The sequence below is a fragment of the Glaciecola sp. KUL10 genome (assembly GCF_003203515.1).
Lineage (GTDB): Bacteria > Pseudomonadota > Gammaproteobacteria > Enterobacterales > Alteromonadaceae > Glaciecola.
On record NZ_BGNG01000018.1, the window covers coordinates 1 to 15,506 of the forward strand.

A 15,506-nucleotide genomic window follows, 5' to 3' on the forward strand; every position below is an offset into this window, starting at 1 on the left:
TAGCAGACGTCGCACCCGAAGAAGGAACATACCTACCAAGCTCAGCAGGAATTTGTGCAGTTGCCCCATTATTAGGCACATAAAAACCTGCGTCAGCCGAAACGCATGCCGTCGCTCCCTCTCTCAGATACGTGCCCGCGAGACAATCATTATCCGTAGATGATTGTGCAATTACTTGTGGAGTGGCCATACCCAAGCACAGTGCTATGCTGATTGCGAGTCTATTTAATGGCAGAGATGAGGGTTTCATATTACTTCCTTTGTAAGGATACTTCAGGCACTCTGGACAACTTTATATTAGCGTTTTGCGCTTTTGAGCATCAATAATTTATATGTGTATAATCCATAACATAGTGTGAAAAACAAACAAGCGCAAGCAATTATATTTGCAGTATAAAGGCAGAGGAACTCAGTAATGAATGAATTGGAAATTCTATTGTCGCAAGCTATTGATGCACAGAAGAAAAATCAAACGCAAGTAGCGATAGAAAAGTACAATTTTATTTTAGCTGAAAACCAAGATCACTTATTTGCGAATTATAATCTGGGTTTATTACTCATCGAATTGGGCAAGTTAAAGTCTGGTATGCTGCATATTGATAGGATTAGTGCACAAATTCTGAATCAAGCTGAGCACACAAATGCATATGCGATTATTGGTGCGCGCTTGTTTGAATACAATCATTGGGAGCATGCTAAATTTTGGCTAGCTCAGGCTCTGAATTTCAGGCCCATGGATGAACGGCTTAAATGGATGTTCAAGCGTGCAGAAAATCGAGATTATCTTAAACCTGAGGTGTTCGACCCACTGGCGAATAAAACGCTCTTACGTTACAGCCCGAGGGAAGCTGACACTTATATATACACCATAGACATAGCCGGTACATGTAATCTTCGGTGTCCAAGTTGTCCAGTTGGCAATACCGCGCTTGGTGAACGCGGTATTGGTATGATGGCCCTCAACTTATTTAGCAAAATTATGCTTAAAATTGCAGAAGAGTCTCCAAGTGCTCAGCCTCAAATTTGGCTGTTCAATTGGGGAGAACCTCTTCTTCATCCCAAGCTTGCGGATTTCATCCGTGAAATCAAAACATTTGGGTTTAGCAGCCATTTATCTACCAACCTTAACGTGACGACGGGTATCGCCGAGATGGTAAAAGCCGAACCTAGCGAAATTAAAATATCACTCTCAGGCTTTACAGAAGAGACTTACTCAAAGACGCATACAAGAGGCAGTATTCATTTGTTAAAAGCGAACATGTATCTGCTTAAACACGAGATTATAAAACAACGCAAAACTATTAGAGTTTGGGTTGGACAGCATGTTTACAAGCACAATCAGGCTGACATTGAAAAAGTAAAAAATATTTGTGCGGAACTTGGTTTTGAACATCATCCTATTCAGGCGTTTTTTCAGCCGGTAGAAAAATTAGTGCGTTTAGCCCAAGGGCAACGAGATATAAAAGATGAAGCGGTTCTTAATAATCTAATACGAGATCCCGTTGATTATATCAACAATAAAAAAGCACATAGAGACGATCGCTACGATTGTGAATTACGCTTTAACCAAACGGTGATAAATTATGATGGAGAGGTCGCATTGTGTTGTTCAACCTACGAAAAATCAAATACACTTGGTGTAGCCTTTTTAGACCACTCACACGAAGACATCGAAAGTTTAAAGTACAAGCACGAGTTTTGTAAAACTTGTCGTAAACACGCGTGTGATTACTCTAGTTTAAAACCGATGGATAAGACATAGAATAACAACCTTATCAAGTAGTACTCTATTGTTTAGCTGGCTTTTCCTCTGCCGTTTTCAGTGTAAGCTGTAGCCTCTCAATTTTTAGTTTCAATCTTTCCTTTGTTTCACTATCAGCATCTTTGATTTGAGTTTGGAGTGTCTTAATTTGCTCACTCAAAGTCATCACTTTAAGTTCTTTTTGCTCGGCTTCTTCAGCTTTATCAAAGATGATACTTTCTGGGTTCGATTCAGCCTCTACCTCTGTTTTTTTCAAACGTTCTGGCTTTGGTATTGCCGGTGGTTGGTCATTAATTTGGCGTGAATTGATAAAATTAGGAGACATAATTTCGATCTGCGCACCGTGCAAGTTATCCAAAATATTGGCGTACAATCGAGAGCGCGAAGAGATTAGGCTTTTCACTTCTGCAAGTAAGCCAGAAACGCGATAAGAAATTGAGTAATTACCTAATTCAATGATTTCTACAAACGGCTCTTCTAAACCCGCATTGCCTGCTGCTTCTACCAGAAATTTTTCGATACGAGAATGTGAATGGTCGTAACCGATAGACAGATTAGCCGATATAATAGTGCCCGAGGAACGAATAACGGTAATTGGATTGGATGTTAAATACGAATTAGTAAAGGCCACTAATTCACGTTGTTCAGTTTGAATTTCGGTATCGAAAAGCCCCTTTTCGCTAACGCGTCCAAAGTAGCCGTTTACGCGAATAAAATCGCCAGTGCGAAAGGGTTTTGTGAAGCGAAGCACGATACCCGCCATGATATTCGCCACTATCGAAGTAGATGAAAATGCAATGACACCCGATAAAACGATGCCGAATAAACCAATGACCTGATTGCGTGTGCTTTCGACAACTGGCAAGGCTAGGGCGATCGCCAAAAAACTAACAAGGTACAGACCCATCAAAATTAATTTGCGAGGCAGTGCGGATTCTTTGTTTAAGCTCTTGTCACCCAATAAAAACTTGTGAGCGATCATTAAAACAATAATCACGACTAGGCTGGTGAGCGCAATGGGTAGCAGCAGTTTTCCTAGTGCGATGAGTTCGCCGATCATGTGAGTCCTTTGATTAAGTCTGGTTTGCAGTCATTATATTGCAAACATCAAAAGCAAACTTAATATGCTTCAAGCATTGATTTTAAATTTACTGTAGCGCCCAAGCGATTGGCAAGCAAGACAATTCCGGTGATTTTGCGATTGATCAGCGCCACGTCAAATTCGGGTGTTGCAGTGGCGTCTCTATTTTCGATTAAGGGTTGTGTGATGTCTTGAATGCGCTTGATTAACTTACTTTGCTTAAAGTTGTATTGGTCGTTTTGCAGGCATTCAGCTGCCAATAAGCAAGCCTGAATAATGACATCCAATGTGGCTGGCGACATGTGTTGGTCGATCAAACCCAATGCACTTAAGTGTTGTTGAATTAAATCAGGCTGGTGGTTTTGCATGGCTTTAGCCAGCCCCAAATAGTCTTGCGAGACACTCTGAGATATTTGCCGTGTTGCCCCAAAATCTAATAGCGCAATGCGTTTTTCGGCTTTATCAAACAGAAAGTTAGCGAAGTTCGGGTCGCTTTGCATAGTGCGATGAACGAACAATTCGTCCAAGCTGAGTTTAAATAAGTGCTCAAGAATAAAGTCGATATCGCTTTGAGCGTAACTTGCTTCGATTGGACTACCTTGTAAAAAAGACATGCTTAACACGTGTTCGTTAGAAAGCTCTTCATAAACAAATGGCATATAAAACTGTTCTTGGCCTTTAATCAACTCGGCATATTGCTTCATATACCCGGCTTCTTGTCGGTAGTCTGCTTCTTCGTGCAACTGAGCTTTGGCTTTTTCAAGCAGAGGGTTAATGTCGATATGTTTTGGCAGTGCACCTGATAATTTGATCAAGCCAATAACATTATCAATGTCGCTATCGATGCTTTGTTTAACACCTGGGTACTGCACTTTTATTGCCAATTCTGAACCATCTAAAAGGGTGGCTTTATGAACTTGTCCGATTGACGCCGCAGCAATCGGATCGAATGAAAAATATTTAAACTTCGCATGCCAATCATCGCCCCACGCCTTGTTTAATGCGGCTAGCAGTTGTGATTTGGGCATCGGGTCAGCAGATTGGCGCAGTCTCGATAAAATAGGCTCCCATGCTTCAGGTAACACATCACCTGCATCCATTGATAATAACTGACCTATCTTCATCGCTGCTCCGCGCATTTTGGCGAGTTTATTGGTGATAGACAATGCATTGTCTTGGGTGAGTAAACTCTGGCTTAAAGATGGTGCTTTGCCTGATAGGAGCTGAGCTGTTGTACCTTTGATAACACTGCCTGCAATCGAACCTGCCAGCCCACCAAAATTGGCAAGGCGGCTTAGTCTAGAGCTGGGGACTTTGCTTGGTTTTCGTTTGTCTGACATATACCTTGTGTGGCTTACGTTACGCGTTTGGTTTTAGCATAGTTTGTTTTTGCAAGCTTTGATACAGTGTTTAACATCAATCTTGCCTCACAACTTAACAAGGAATGAAAGTTTGCGAATCAAAAATACCTCTCCCTATTCCATAAAAGAATTGCGTCGTTTGAACATGCAGCAACAAGGGTTGCTAGGGAAGAGGTCAGAAGTAGTAGATGTTATTTCACAACTTTCATATGTACAGATTGATTCAATTAACGTTGCACAACGAGCCCACGAACATGTGCTTTTCAACCGCGTGAAACACTACAGCGCTGATGACCTTGCTTCTTCAATAGCCTCAAAAGAAGTTTTTGAATATTGGTCGCATGCTGCGGCTTATCTTCCTATGCAAGACTATCGTTATAGCTTGTTTCGAAAACAACAGTATCTAAAGGGCGAGTCGCATTGGCATAAGGTAAAGCCAGCTGATCTAAAAAATGTGAGAGCAAAAATTGAACTAGAGGGACCGCTTAAAGCAATAGAGTTTGAACATTCATCAAATAAGACTAATACAGGCTGGTGGGATTGGAAGCCTGCAAAAAAGGCCTTGGAGCAACTTTTTATGCAGGGTGAAATCATGGCAGTGCGACGCGATAAGTTTCAAAAAGTCTATGATTTAACTGAACGGGTGCTGCCAAGTGATATTGATACGAGCGTCCCGACCGAACAAGCGTTTGCGCGTTATCTAATTGACCGTTGTATCACTGCGCATGGCTTTGCGACAGCCAAGCAAATTGCCTATTTGCGAAAAGGTTGCCAAAAGAGTGTCAGAAACGAACTCTTAGATATGTGTGAAAGTGGTGAGCTATCGAGTTTTGAGTTAGGAAAAGAGACTTATTACTTCAATGAATCCATAACGCCACCCACAACCATTCCCGATAAAGTCTACTTACTCAACCCTTTTGACAATATAGTCATTCAACGAGATAGGCTGTTACAGTGTTTTGATTTTAATTACCAAATTGAGGTTTACGTACCACAAGCAAAGCGCAAATATGGTTATTACTCCTTGCCTATTTTGTGGCGCGATCGCTTTGTAGGGCGTGTAGATGTGAAAGCTGATCGCAAACAAAAGGTGTTGTTGTTGCAGCATTTGAGTATTGAGGACGAGAGCCTAGCTTCATTAAAAAGCAATGATTCAGATGTTTTTATTCACTCCTTACGTGAATCTATTGAAGCATATCGTGAGTTTAATCAATGTGAAGTTTGGGAGCTTGTATCGGTCAATAACCAAGCGCTGTACGAACGTTTATGTAACACCCTAGATAGATAAAAAAACAATGATGAAAGTAGGATCTAGTTTGTGTTCTCGTTTTGCAATGATTTATCCCAGACAGTGACCTTATTCCGTCCCATTGACTTTGATTTGTACAAGGCAAAATCAGCTTGATTAATAAGCCCTTTTGGCGTCTTGGGATTAAAGTTTATACTTGAGATACCGAAGCTACTGGTCACGTTAACTTTCTTAAATGTAGAATTTTCTATTCGTTGGCGCATTTTTTCAGCCACTTCTTTCGCTTGATTGATTGTCATGCCCGGCAGCAAGATACAAAACTCTTCACCGCCATATCGAGCCACTTCGCCCTTACCCTTTACGCACTTCTGTAGGACTTTCGCCACTCCGCAAATTACGGCATCTCCTATACCATGACCATATTTATCATTTACTGCTTTGAAGTGGTCTATGTCGGCCAACACTACGCAATAGTTATCTTGTTCAGTCAGGTCTTTAAAGTCTTCATCAAGCGAATCAAACAATGCTCTTCTGTTATAACAATCAGTAAGTGGGTCTTTTGTAGCAAGAGCATCAAGTTTTTCGTTTAGCTTTTTAGATGCAATAAACCTCCTGTAAATTAATACTGCGATGACTAAGCTCATAAATAACAAAAGCCCAAGTGTTATTGCAGCATAACGATTTTTTGTGAGCTCTAAGTCGGAAATCTTTCGGTTTTGATTTGCAATTGCAATTTCTGCATTTTGTTTCGCTAAGCGGTATTTATCTATCTTGTTTTCTTCTCTTAATATTTCTAGCTCTGCCTCTATTTTGTGAGAGTGTAAAACTGCTTTGGCATTAATGAGTTCAAGTTCATCTTTTTCTTTTTCGATAATCGCGAGTAATCTCAGTTCTTGCTCAGCGTATTTCAATGCTTGGAAGTGGTTTCCTAGGTTTTTTTCTGCCATTCTCAACGCGCGATAACTATATAGCATCTGCGATTTGTCATTAATTTTTTCCGATAACGTAAGAGATTGATTTAGTAAAATGATTGCCTCTTCGTCGTCATTACCAACGAGGGTTTCTGACAAACTGATTAAAGCCTTTGACTGATAGTTCTCGTTGTTGACCTTTACTGCAAGCGCCAATGCATCTCGATATGAGTTTCTTGCCTCTTCGATATTATCCATTTCTCGATATATATTGCCCAAGATGCGAGTGGCTAAAGATTCTTTATTTTGATTTCCATTTTGTTGATAGATAGATTTTGCTCGTTTGGCAGAAGACATCGCTTTATCGTAATTGACTTGACTAAGGTAGATGACCGCCATCTCTCTGAGTGCAATGGCAAGTGTATCTGAATCGAGTTTATCGTTTGGTAAATCGATGGTTTTTTCGAAGAAAAAACGAGCTTGCTCAAACTTTTTGAGCCGAGTATAGAGCAACCCAATTTGATTCGAGCTTTTTGCAATGCCTAGTATATCGTTAACGCTAGAGTAATATTCATGAGCTTCAAGGATGTGCTTTAGTGAAAGTTCGTGTCGACCGATCTGTCGATAAATAATCGATATATTGGCATTTAATTTTGCTCTTCCCAAAGGGTCGTCTATCAGGTCATGCATCTTTAAACCTTGCAGCGAGTAGTCTAGCGCGAGTACTAGGTTGCCGAGGTGACGTTGTGCTTCTGATAAGGTATTTAATGTCCTAGCCATATTGCGCTTGTCTTCAATGATGGTGTAGGTGTCCAATGATTGGCGATAATATTGGGCAGTTAGCTCTCTGTTTTTTAAGCGTTTATATGTTTGGGCGATACGTTTGTATGTTTGAGCTAAAGCCCTTATTGTGCGTTTATCTTTATCTAGTAAATATGTTTTCGCTTGTTCGTATTGCTTAATGGCAAGTTCATAACTCTTCTTTTTATAGTAGCCATCACCCACACTTGTCAGTAACCTTGCGATCATGAATTGTTCACCGATTTCTAAAGCCAAGGGTAGGATATTCTTTGAATGACTAATTGAGTCATCTAATCGTTTAAGGTCGGCTAGCAGGTCGCTAATTTCAGCGGCAACAATTACTTGTCTTTCTTTTTGGCCTTGCGTCGCGTACTGACTTTCTGCCTGAGTTAAGTGATAAAGAGCTGCACTTTTATTTCCTTTTTCCCAAAATATATCCCCTAAAAGTTCATGACATTGAGCGACAATCAAAGGCTCTTGGCTTATTTCAGCAGACACCAATGCTTGTTTTGCTATCGCTACGCTCTTTTCGAGGTCATTTTGACGAATTGATCGCGCTTGTTCGAGCAATTCTTGGGGACTGTTTTCGACGTTTTGTGACTGAGAAGAAAGAGGAACACACAAGAAAAATATGAGTATGGACACAACTAGACCTACCCTGATCGATCCCTTTGTTGTCTGGAGCGTTGGTAGATGGGACTCAGAAAAAAGCATTTTTTACATTCCCAGAACATTTGCATTAATATAAACATGCTCGCGCGGGTTTACAACTCAACCAGTTAACGCTTTTATACTAACGACTTATTGTAAAGAAACTTTAGTGTTAGTTAAAAAGTAAGGTGATATGGCTAAGGCATCTATCCTTGCTCAGAATTCCTCTGTTTATCGATCCAACTTTTGTCAATTGTCAGCTTCTTCGCAATCTTATCTTCTGAGGTGAGTAAGCGCCAAAATGGAGTGACTTTATCAATCGATTTACCGGCTTCCATTTCATCAATTGCCGCCTGCGCAGCAATGCGAATAAAAATCGATGTCGAAACAGGGCACATGGCATCTGCTTTCCATTTTCGAGCGAGTTCGTTTCGTAACCTAATAATGGTGCGCTGTTCGCCGTAAGGTATTTTTTTTATATATTTGTCTACGATTTGAGGCGTGCCTACAAAGAGCGTTTGCCCACGTTTAACGCCCGCAAAATCATTTTCTAACACTACTAGTTTTTCTTGCTTGTTTGCATTTAAGTGGTCTTTAGCTGTTTTCTTCATGGTGTTGCTTATCTTGTGATCGTGTTGGCTTATTGGTCTTCATTTAAAAGCATAACAGTATTATTTGAGAATAAAAATAATGAGGGTTTTTGTTTATATATTTCAATTGGTTAGTGTATAAAGTGGAGTGTTTTAGGCATGTTATCCACAAATCAAACTATTGAGCAATCATTACTAAAGAACATTCAGCGCGCCCGACAAGGCATTCCCCTTTCATAAAATGTGGGCCACATGGACGCGGGACTCAAGCGGCATGGATGCCCTTGTCGGGCAAAAGCTGAATATTACTTACGAAGTGCTTGGGTAAATGTTTTGCGTGGTTCCAAGGAGATCACCTTTTTCAAGGTGATGACGGATGTTTGTTGTTGATGGTGTTGAGTCCCAAGGAGGTTACCGTTTTCACGGTAATGACGGATGTTTGTTAGCCAAGCAATAAGTGACTTAACACGGGGGCAAAGATATGTATAACTACACCAAGTGCACTACCAACACCAAAGCCGACATAGCCGTTTTTGTCAGTATAGCGAGCTAATGAACCGCCGAATAAGCCGCACCATAACATCACGCTGTACACTGAGCTAATGATGGCATCACCGCCACCTAAAATTAGCAAAGCTAAAACCAGTACCATAATAGAGCCAGATAGTATGACCCACATGATGTTTTTTTTGTTGGCAAACTCGGCTAAAGGTTTGGCTTTTTGCTCGCTCATGGCACTCTCTTAATGATGCTTAAATACAACCTTTAGCATTTCAACATTGTCGGTAAAGGTCAAGGTTTTGATGTCGCCTTTACCTTCGACATTAATCGTATTGGTTTGCGTATGCCATATATCGCGCAGAGCATTGTGTTGAATATACAAGCCTTCTAATACTTTAGGCGCAGGCGTTTCTTGATAGACCCAAAAGTGCTTACCTTCGACTTCAAAGCCCACTGTTTTTAGCGCGAGCATTTGCTCTTCATTTGCTTCTTTTTGAGAATACATGGCAAAGCGATCTACAACGTATTGACTGAATTGAGCTTGAGTGTCCGCATCTGAGATTATATCTGCGCGGGTACCAAATATTTGCTTTACCGCATGCTCGGCATCGTGAATCTCGAAACGATGCATCACTTCAATGTTATCAGTGCGAGGATTGAAATAGACGGTTGTGATAGCTTGTTTGAGTTGGTGGGCAAAGGCTTCAAAGCAGAAGCTTTGAAGCACAATGACACACATTACTAATAAGGACTTATTCGCTTTCATTTTGTTGCGTTTCAGACTCTTTATTATCTTCATCGTCAGTTTTTAGCTCGGTCGTGCTTTCAAACATAAGGTCTTGATATACACGGCCTGAACGAGGTTTTGACTTATAAGTCTCGATTCTTGATGGAATAATACGACGCGGATAGTGGTTGTTTTCAACATCTACATCTGCTGTTTCCCAACGAGGATCGACGGTTACGCTTTTAAGCACTTTATCCTTTTCAGTAACGATAAGTTTCGAGACTGCTTTAGGTGAACGTCTCCAAATCTCTGCAGGAATATACATGTTGTCTTTGCTGCCATCTTCAAACTCAAGCTCTAAGATGATCGGCATGACAAGGCCACCTTTGTTAGAGAAGTCGAGTACGTAGTAGTTTTTGTCTTCTTTAACCGCGCGCTCAAATACGCGTTTTTCCCATGGGTCTAGCTTATCGACAAAGCTCTTGTATGAATTTCGGTCTTTATTGGTGACTGTCCAGCGATCGTTTTCATCGTAATAGTCTTTGATATCACTGTTTTTATTAACCCAAAGCTCAATACCTTCGGCTTGATTGCGCTCGTCAGTAAGTGATTTTGGTTTGTCCATCTCCGTTTCGCGCTGTCTCGCAAAATCAATATCGGGATCTTTTGTATCTAGTCTTAGCTTGTAAACATGATCAAGCGAGATATCTACGTGGTCGGTGCTATAAAACCAACCTCGCCAAAACCAATCTAAATCGACGCCTGATGCTTCTTCCATGGTGCGGAAAAAGTCGCTGGGTGTTGGGCGTTTAAACATCCAACGTTGTGAAAATTCTTTAAAGGCAAAATCAAATAGCTCTCGTCCAAGAATGGTTTCACGTAATATATTTAGCGCCGCTGCTGGCTTGGTGTAAGCATTTGGACCCAGTCTTAATACCGAATCTGATTGAGTCATGATGGGCACTTGAGTATTAGATTTCATGTAGCTTGTAATGTCTCTCGGTTCAACGCCCCAAGGAATCGTAGGATCCCACTCGCGACCTGCAACACCGTCTAAAAAGCTATTAAGGCCTTCATCCATCCAAGTCCATTGGCGTTCATCTGAGTTCACAATCATAGGAAAATAAATATGCCCTATTTCGTGGATCACAACGCCGATTAAGAAACGTTTTTCAGCTAATGAATAGGTGCGCGAACCATCATCACGAAGTTCAGTACGCGGGCCATTAAAGGTGATCATTGGGTATTCCATGCCACCGACTGGGCCGTTAACTGATTGTGCAACGGGATAGGGGTAATCAAACGAAAAGCGCGAGTATACTTCCATGGTATGAATAACCGATTCGGTAGAATACTTCTTCCACAAATCGCCGCCCTCTTTAGGATAAAAAGACATCGCCATGACTAGCGGTTGTTCATCTCCACCTTGTTGATAGCCTTTCGCGTCCCACATAAATTTACGCGAACTTGCCCATGCAAAGTCACGGACATTCTTAGCGCTAAAACGCCATGTTTTCATTTTATCTGTGCCGGCTTTTTCGTTCTCTAAGGCTTCTTCTTCGGTTACGATAAACACTGGGCGCTCAGCTTTTTCAGCTTGCTTTAAACGCTTGCGTTGAGTACTTGTTAATACTTTACTGGCATTGGTTAATTTACCTGTTGAAGACACAATGTGATCAGCAGGTACGGTAATGTTAACTTCGTAATCACCAAACTCTAGGGTGAATTCACCGCGACCGATAAATTCTTTATTGGTCCACGCTTCGTAATCGGTATAAGCCGCTAAACGTGGAAACCACTGAGCGAGCAAAAAGATGTCATTGCCACCTTCGTTAGCATCATCAGGAAAATGCTCATAGCCTGCACGTGCAGAAACGGCGTCTTCTTCAACAATATTAAAGGCAAAGTCGATAGTGAATTTGGTTGATTGTTTAGGGCGCAATGCTTTTGGCAAGTCAACACGCATAAGGGTGCCCACAATCACATGCTCAAGTGCATTGCCGCGGCTATCTGCGACTTTTGAGATCTCATAGCCTAACTCAACGTCTTCAACAAATTGCTGCCTGCGTAACGCGCTTAAACTCAAACGAGCAGGCTTGTCACCCGATGCACCTTGTGTAGCTGGTCCGCGATTGCCTATTCCACCAAAAGTGGTAGTAAGTGCTGACATTGAATCATCTTTAAACTTGTTTTGGTCAAGCTGAATCCACAAGTATTTTAATGTATCAGGTGAGTTATTGGTGTAGGTGATGTCTTGTGAAGCAGTCAGTCTTCTTTTTGCTTCATCAAGGGTGACATTGATTTTGTAATCTACCTTTTGTTGCCAATACTCATGGCCAGGTTCACCGGCAGCATTTCTATAAACATTGGGGGTCGGCAATACTTCATCGAGTTGTCGAAATTTGTCTTCAAAACTGCCTTTGGTTTGCTTAATTGCCGCATGTGACGACAAGCTAATAAAGACTAACGCAGCAACGCCTAAGCCTTTGGTAAATGAGGATAGTTTGAACAAGTTCGCATTCCTTGTGATATGAAAAAGAAGAGATTCTTTTTGAGTTTCTGTCGTGTTTGTTTGTTCGCATTGAACCAGAAATAAGCGGTGATTACTAGATTCGGTCGTTTTTCTCGAATAAATAATTCATCAAAATCGAGGGTTTTGTGTTGATGGAAATTTCAAAATCCAAAGTTTATTGAAATATCATTCTAAAAAGTATGGTTTATACCATTATCGAACTTGTCAAAACCCGTCTAATCATTAAGCTATGCAACATATATCCTAAGTTAAAAAAGTCATGAACGCCTTTACGTGGCAACGCGCCGTTTTAAAAATTGGAAGTGCTTTAATCTCACCAAAAGGTGTGGGTTGCAGCGCTGAATATTTACTACCCATTGCAAAATTCATCAGTGAAAGTCGCTACCAAGGCAAAGAAGTTATTTTAGTGTCTTCGGGCAGTGTGGCTGCTGGAAAGTCCGAGATCAAAACGGGTCATCGCCCCACTATTTCTGAAAAACAAGCGATGGCGGCGATTGGGCAAACGAAGATGATGGCTAATTGGGCGCGCTTCTTTGATTTTCCTTGTGCACAGCTGTTGCTAACGGTCGAAGACCTAAATGATCGCCGACGCTATGTGAATTTCAAGAATACGCTTTCAGCACTGCTCGAAAATGGGGCTTTGCCGATTATCAATGAAAACGACACGATTGCCGTTGACGAAATAAAAGTTGGGGACAATGATAACCTAGCTGCCCATGTGGCTTTGGTGACTCAAGCAGACACTCTAATAATTTGTACCGATGTTGATGGTTTATACACGGCCAATCCAAACACAGATAAAAATGCAGAGCTGATCAGCAAAGTAGACAAGATAGATAAACGCATACTGGGTTTAGCTGGAGATGCAACGAGCGCAGTTGGCACAGGCGGGATGATCACCAAATTACAGGCTGCGCAGAAGTGTGTGAAAAGTGGTGTACAGACTATTTTGGTTAACGGCACTAAAATGAGCGCCTTTGAAGCTTTAACAGAGAATATGTGCCAAGGTACCTTGTTCACTGCTGATAAACATTCAAGTAGCGCTAGACAGCAGTGGTTAACTCACACAATAAAGGCGAAAGGGAGCATTGAAGTCGACCAAGGTGCCTATAACGCAGTGGTTAAGAAAGGCGCTTCATTGTTGGCAGCAGGGATTACTCAGGTAAAAGGTAACTTTAAGAACAACGATGCAGTTGATATTGAATTTAATGGTCAGGCAATAGCAAAAGGCTTGTGTGCATATTCAGCAAGTGAGCTCAAACAAATAGCTGGTTGTGCAAGCCAAGACATCGAGCGCAAACTCGGGTTTCACTATGGTGAAGAGGTTATTCATCGAGACAACTTAGTAACGATTAACTAGACACACAATAACTAGACAAACAATTGCGATTGGCCTGATCAAAGATAAAGCACAATGCAAATCGCGCACACAAAATCACATTTAGAAAAAAGAGGATTAGTTTCATGAGTTTTGATATTGCAAAAGCCGCTCAGTTAGCCAAACAAAGTAAAGGCGCGATTGCGAATCTAAACCCGCAAAACAGACTGAAGCTACTGCAAACTATCGCTAGTGAGTTGATTGCAAATAGCGAAGCCATCATCACGGAAAACCAAAAAGACTTAGCATTGGCTAAAGAAACTGGGCTGTCGGCTTCAATGGTCGATCGCCTCGGTCTTGATCAAAAAGGCATTGAAGCAATTGCTAGTGCGGTTTTAAATATCGCTGCGCAACCAGATGTGCTTGGCAGCATTGAAAACATGCATGCACTGCCATCGGGTATTGAAGTGGGCAAGATGCGCATCCCGCTGGGTGTGATCGCTATGATTTATGAGTCGCGCCCCAATGTCACTATTGATGCCGCTGTTTTGTGTTTAAAAGCAGGCAACGCGGTTATTTTACGCGGCGGTAAAGAAGCGCAATACAGTAACCAAGCTTTAGCAAATGTCTTGCATGACGCTTTGAATAAGTGTGGGCTGCCATCGGATATCGTAACCGTGATCCCAACACCTGATCGTGAAGTCATGAATACCATGCTGACCTTAAGCCAAGACATCGATTTAGTGATCCCCCGAGGTGGCGAAGGCCTGATTCGACATGTAACTCAACACAGTCAAATACCTGTGATACAGCACTTTAAAGGGGTGTGTCATTTATTTGTTGAAGCCAGCGCGGACGAGCAAAAAGCGCTCGCGATCCTAGAAAATGGCAAAACCCAAAGAACCGGTGTCTGCAATGCACTTGAGACCCTGCTAGTTGATACCTCAATTGCAGACTCGTTCCTGCCTAAAGTGGCTGAACTGTTTAAAAACAAACAAGTGAAAGTGCATGCTTGTGAACAAAGCCAAGCGTATTTTGATGATGCTGAGTTGGCAACTGAAGATGACTGGCATGCCGAATATTTAGCCTTGGAAATTGCAGTAAAACTTGTTGATGGTTTTGACAAGGCAGTTGAGCATATTACTCAATATGGCAGTGGACATACCGAAGTAATCGTGACCGAACAGCACGGATTGGCGCAACGTTTTTTGCGTGAAGTGAATTCGTCAGTGGTCATGGTTAATGCATCTTCTCGCTTTTCGGACGGCGGTGAGTTAGGTTTAGGGGCTGAGATTGGTATTTCCACCTCTAAGCTTCACGCTTATGGCCCGATGGGCGCGCAGTCCTTGACCACTCAAAAGTTTATTGTGATGGGCGATGGGCATGTTAGAAGTTAGCCTAAAATAAATAATCAATAGAGAGCAAAGATGCCCGAAATTAAAAAGTTATTAGATAACAATATCCGTTGGGCAGATGCTACGGTTGCGCAAGATCCCGATTTTTTTGATCGTCTATTCGAGCAGCAATCCCCCGTGTATTTGTGGATTGGTTGTTCAGATAGTCGCGTCCCTGCAAATCAAATTGTCGACTTGATGCCCGGTGATATTTTTGTGCATCGCAACGTGGCAAATATGGTGATCCACACCGACTTTAACTGTTTGTCAGTGCTGCAATACGCCATTGATGTGCTTAAAGTAAAGCACGTGATCGTATGTGGTCATTATGGTTGCGGTGGCGTTGAAGCGGCATTGGGGGACGATAGTTTTGGTCTGATTGATAATTGGTTGGGGCATATCAAGGATATAGCAAAAGACAATCAAGCGGCGTTGGCTGACTTGAGTAAAGCAGATCAAGCCGCCAAGCTATGTGAATTAAATGTCATTCAACAGGCTGAAAATGTACGTAGAACCAGCGTTTATCAAGATGCTATGAAGCGCAAACAAGAAGTTAATATCCACAGTTGGATTTATAGTTTGCGCAACGGCAAGATTAAGGTGCTTTGAGTAATTGCTCGGTAGACA

General features: G+C 41.7%; 13 protein-coding genes. 5 read left to right on the plus strand and 8 right to left on the minus strand.

The window, feature by feature from the left end:
* On the minus strand, positions 1–250 hold a 250-nt coding region (locus tag KUL10_RS18005; protein WP_146216806.1), incomplete at its 3' end, for a hypothetical protein.
* Between the two features lie 165 nt (positions 251–415).
* On the opposite strand from KUL10_RS18005, the gene KUL10_RS18010 reads away from it, so the two are divergent.
* Positions 416–1,762 carry a hypothetical protein gene (locus KUL10_RS18010; RefSeq protein WP_110430350.1) on the plus strand — a complete coding sequence of 449 codons (1,347 nt, stop codon included), beginning with the start codon at positions 416–418 and terminating at the stop codon, positions 1,760–1,762.
* A gap of 25 nt (positions 1,763–1,787) precedes the next feature.
* Here KUL10_RS18010 and KUL10_RS18015 read toward each other — a convergent pair whose 3' ends face one another.
* Positions 1,788–2,822, minus strand: a complete 1,035-nt coding sequence (locus KUL10_RS18015) for a mechanosensitive ion channel family protein (protein ID WP_233499883.1) — start codon at positions 2,820–2,822, stop codon at positions 1,788–1,790.
* A gap of 59 nt (positions 2,823–2,881) precedes the next feature.
* Positions 2,882–4,183, minus strand: a complete 1,302-nt coding sequence (locus KUL10_RS18020; RefSeq protein ID WP_110430351.1) for an AarF/ABC1/UbiB kinase family protein — start codon at positions 4,181–4,183, stop codon at positions 2,882–2,884.
* Between the two features lie 166 nt (positions 4,184–4,349).
* Here KUL10_RS18020 and KUL10_RS18025 point away from each other — a divergent pair, with 166 nt between their 5' ends.
* The gene (locus KUL10_RS18025; protein ID WP_110430371.1) at positions 4,350–5,492 is read left to right on the plus strand and encodes a winged helix-turn-helix domain-containing protein; all 1,143 of its coding nucleotides are present in this window, start codon (positions 4,350–4,352) and stop codon (positions 5,490–5,492) included.
* 23 nt (positions 5,493–5,515) lie between these two features.
* On the opposite strand, the gene KUL10_RS18030 is transcribed toward KUL10_RS18025, so the two are convergent.
* The 5 genes from KUL10_RS18030 to KUL10_RS18050 form a co-directional block, all read right to left on the minus strand.
* Positions 5,516–7,810, minus strand: coding sequence for a GGDEF domain-containing protein (locus tag KUL10_RS18030; protein WP_158525421.1), 2,295 nt, complete (start codon positions 7,808–7,810; stop codon positions 5,516–5,518).
* A gap of 212 nt (positions 7,811–8,022) precedes the next feature.
* A complete protein-coding gene (locus KUL10_RS18035; RefSeq protein WP_110430353.1) occupies positions 8,023–8,427 on the minus strand; it encodes a hypothetical protein in 405 nt (134 codons plus the stop codon).
* A gap of 421 nt (positions 8,428–8,848) precedes the next feature.
* Positions 8,849–9,139 carry a hypothetical protein gene (locus KUL10_RS18040; protein WP_110430354.1) on the minus strand — a complete coding sequence of 97 codons (291 nt, stop codon included), beginning with the start codon at positions 9,137–9,139 and terminating at the stop codon, positions 8,849–8,851.
* A gap of 9 nt (positions 9,140–9,148) precedes the next feature.
* A complete protein-coding gene (locus KUL10_RS18045; protein WP_110430372.1) occupies positions 9,149–9,646 on the minus strand; it encodes a DUF6702 family protein in 498 nt (165 codons plus the stop codon).
* Positions 9,647–9,659: 13 nt separating this feature from the next.
* A complete protein-coding gene (locus KUL10_RS18050; RefSeq protein ID WP_373415199.1) occupies positions 9,660–12,092 on the minus strand; it encodes a M1 family metallopeptidase in 2,433 nt (810 codons plus the stop codon).
* 334 nt (positions 12,093–12,426) lie between these two features.
* Between KUL10_RS18050 and proB the strand changes: the two genes are divergently transcribed.
* The 3 genes from proB to can all read left to right on the plus strand — a co-directional run bounded on the left by proB (position 12,427) and on the right by can (position 15,488).
* Positions 12,427–13,527 (plus strand): glutamate 5-kinase, encoded by a 1,101-nt coding sequence (gene proB, locus KUL10_RS18055; protein ID WP_110430356.1) that lies wholly within the window; start codon positions 12,427–12,429, stop codon positions 13,525–13,527.
* 104 nt (positions 13,528–13,631) lie between these two features.
* Positions 13,632–14,882, plus strand: coding sequence for a glutamate-5-semialdehyde dehydrogenase (locus KUL10_RS18060; protein WP_110430357.1), 1,251 nt, complete (start codon positions 13,632–13,634; stop codon positions 14,880–14,882).
* A 30-nt stretch (positions 14,883–14,912) separates the two neighbouring features.
* On the plus strand, positions 14,913–15,488 hold the full coding sequence (can, locus tag KUL10_RS18065) for a carbonate dehydratase (RefSeq protein WP_110430358.1): 576 nt from the start codon (positions 14,913–14,915) through the stop codon (positions 15,486–15,488).
* Positions 15,489–15,506: the final 18 nt, after the last annotated feature.

Bases quoted from the DNA above. Each gene is read 5' to 3' on its own strand.
- KUL10_RS18010 (WP_110430350.1), top strand. From the start codon at position 416: ATGAATGAATTGGAAATTCTATTGTCGCAAGCTATTGATGCACAGAAG.
- KUL10_RS18015 (WP_233499883.1), bottom strand. From the start codon at position 2,822: ATGATCGGCGAACTCATCGCACTAGGAAAACTGCTGCTACCCATTGCG.
- KUL10_RS18020 (WP_110430351.1), bottom strand. From the start codon at position 4,183: ATGTCAGACAAACGAAAACCAAGCAAAGTCCCCAGCTCTAGACTAAGC.
- KUL10_RS18025 (WP_110430371.1), top strand. From the start codon at position 4,350: ATGCAGCAACAAGGGTTGCTAGGGAAGAGGTCAGAAGTAGTAGATGTT.
- KUL10_RS18035 (WP_110430353.1), bottom strand. From the start codon at position 8,427: ATGAAGAAAACAGCTAAAGACCACTTAAATGCAAACAAGCAAGAAAAA.
- KUL10_RS18040 (WP_110430354.1), bottom strand. From the start codon at position 9,139: ATGAGCGAGCAAAAAGCCAAACCTTTAGCCGAGTTTGCCAACAAAAAA.
- KUL10_RS18045 (WP_110430372.1), bottom strand. From the start codon at position 9,646: ATGTGTGTCATTGTGCTTCAAAGCTTCTGCTTTGAAGCCTTTGCCCAC.
- proB (WP_110430356.1), top strand. From the start codon at position 12,427: ATGAACGCCTTTACGTGGCAACGCGCCGTTTTAAAAATTGGAAGTGCT.
- KUL10_RS18060 (WP_110430357.1), top strand. From the start codon at position 13,632: ATGAGTTTTGATATTGCAAAAGCCGCTCAGTTAGCCAAACAAAGTAAA.
- can (WP_110430358.1), top strand. From the start codon at position 14,913: ATGCCCGAAATTAAAAAGTTATTAGATAACAATATCCGTTGGGCAGAT.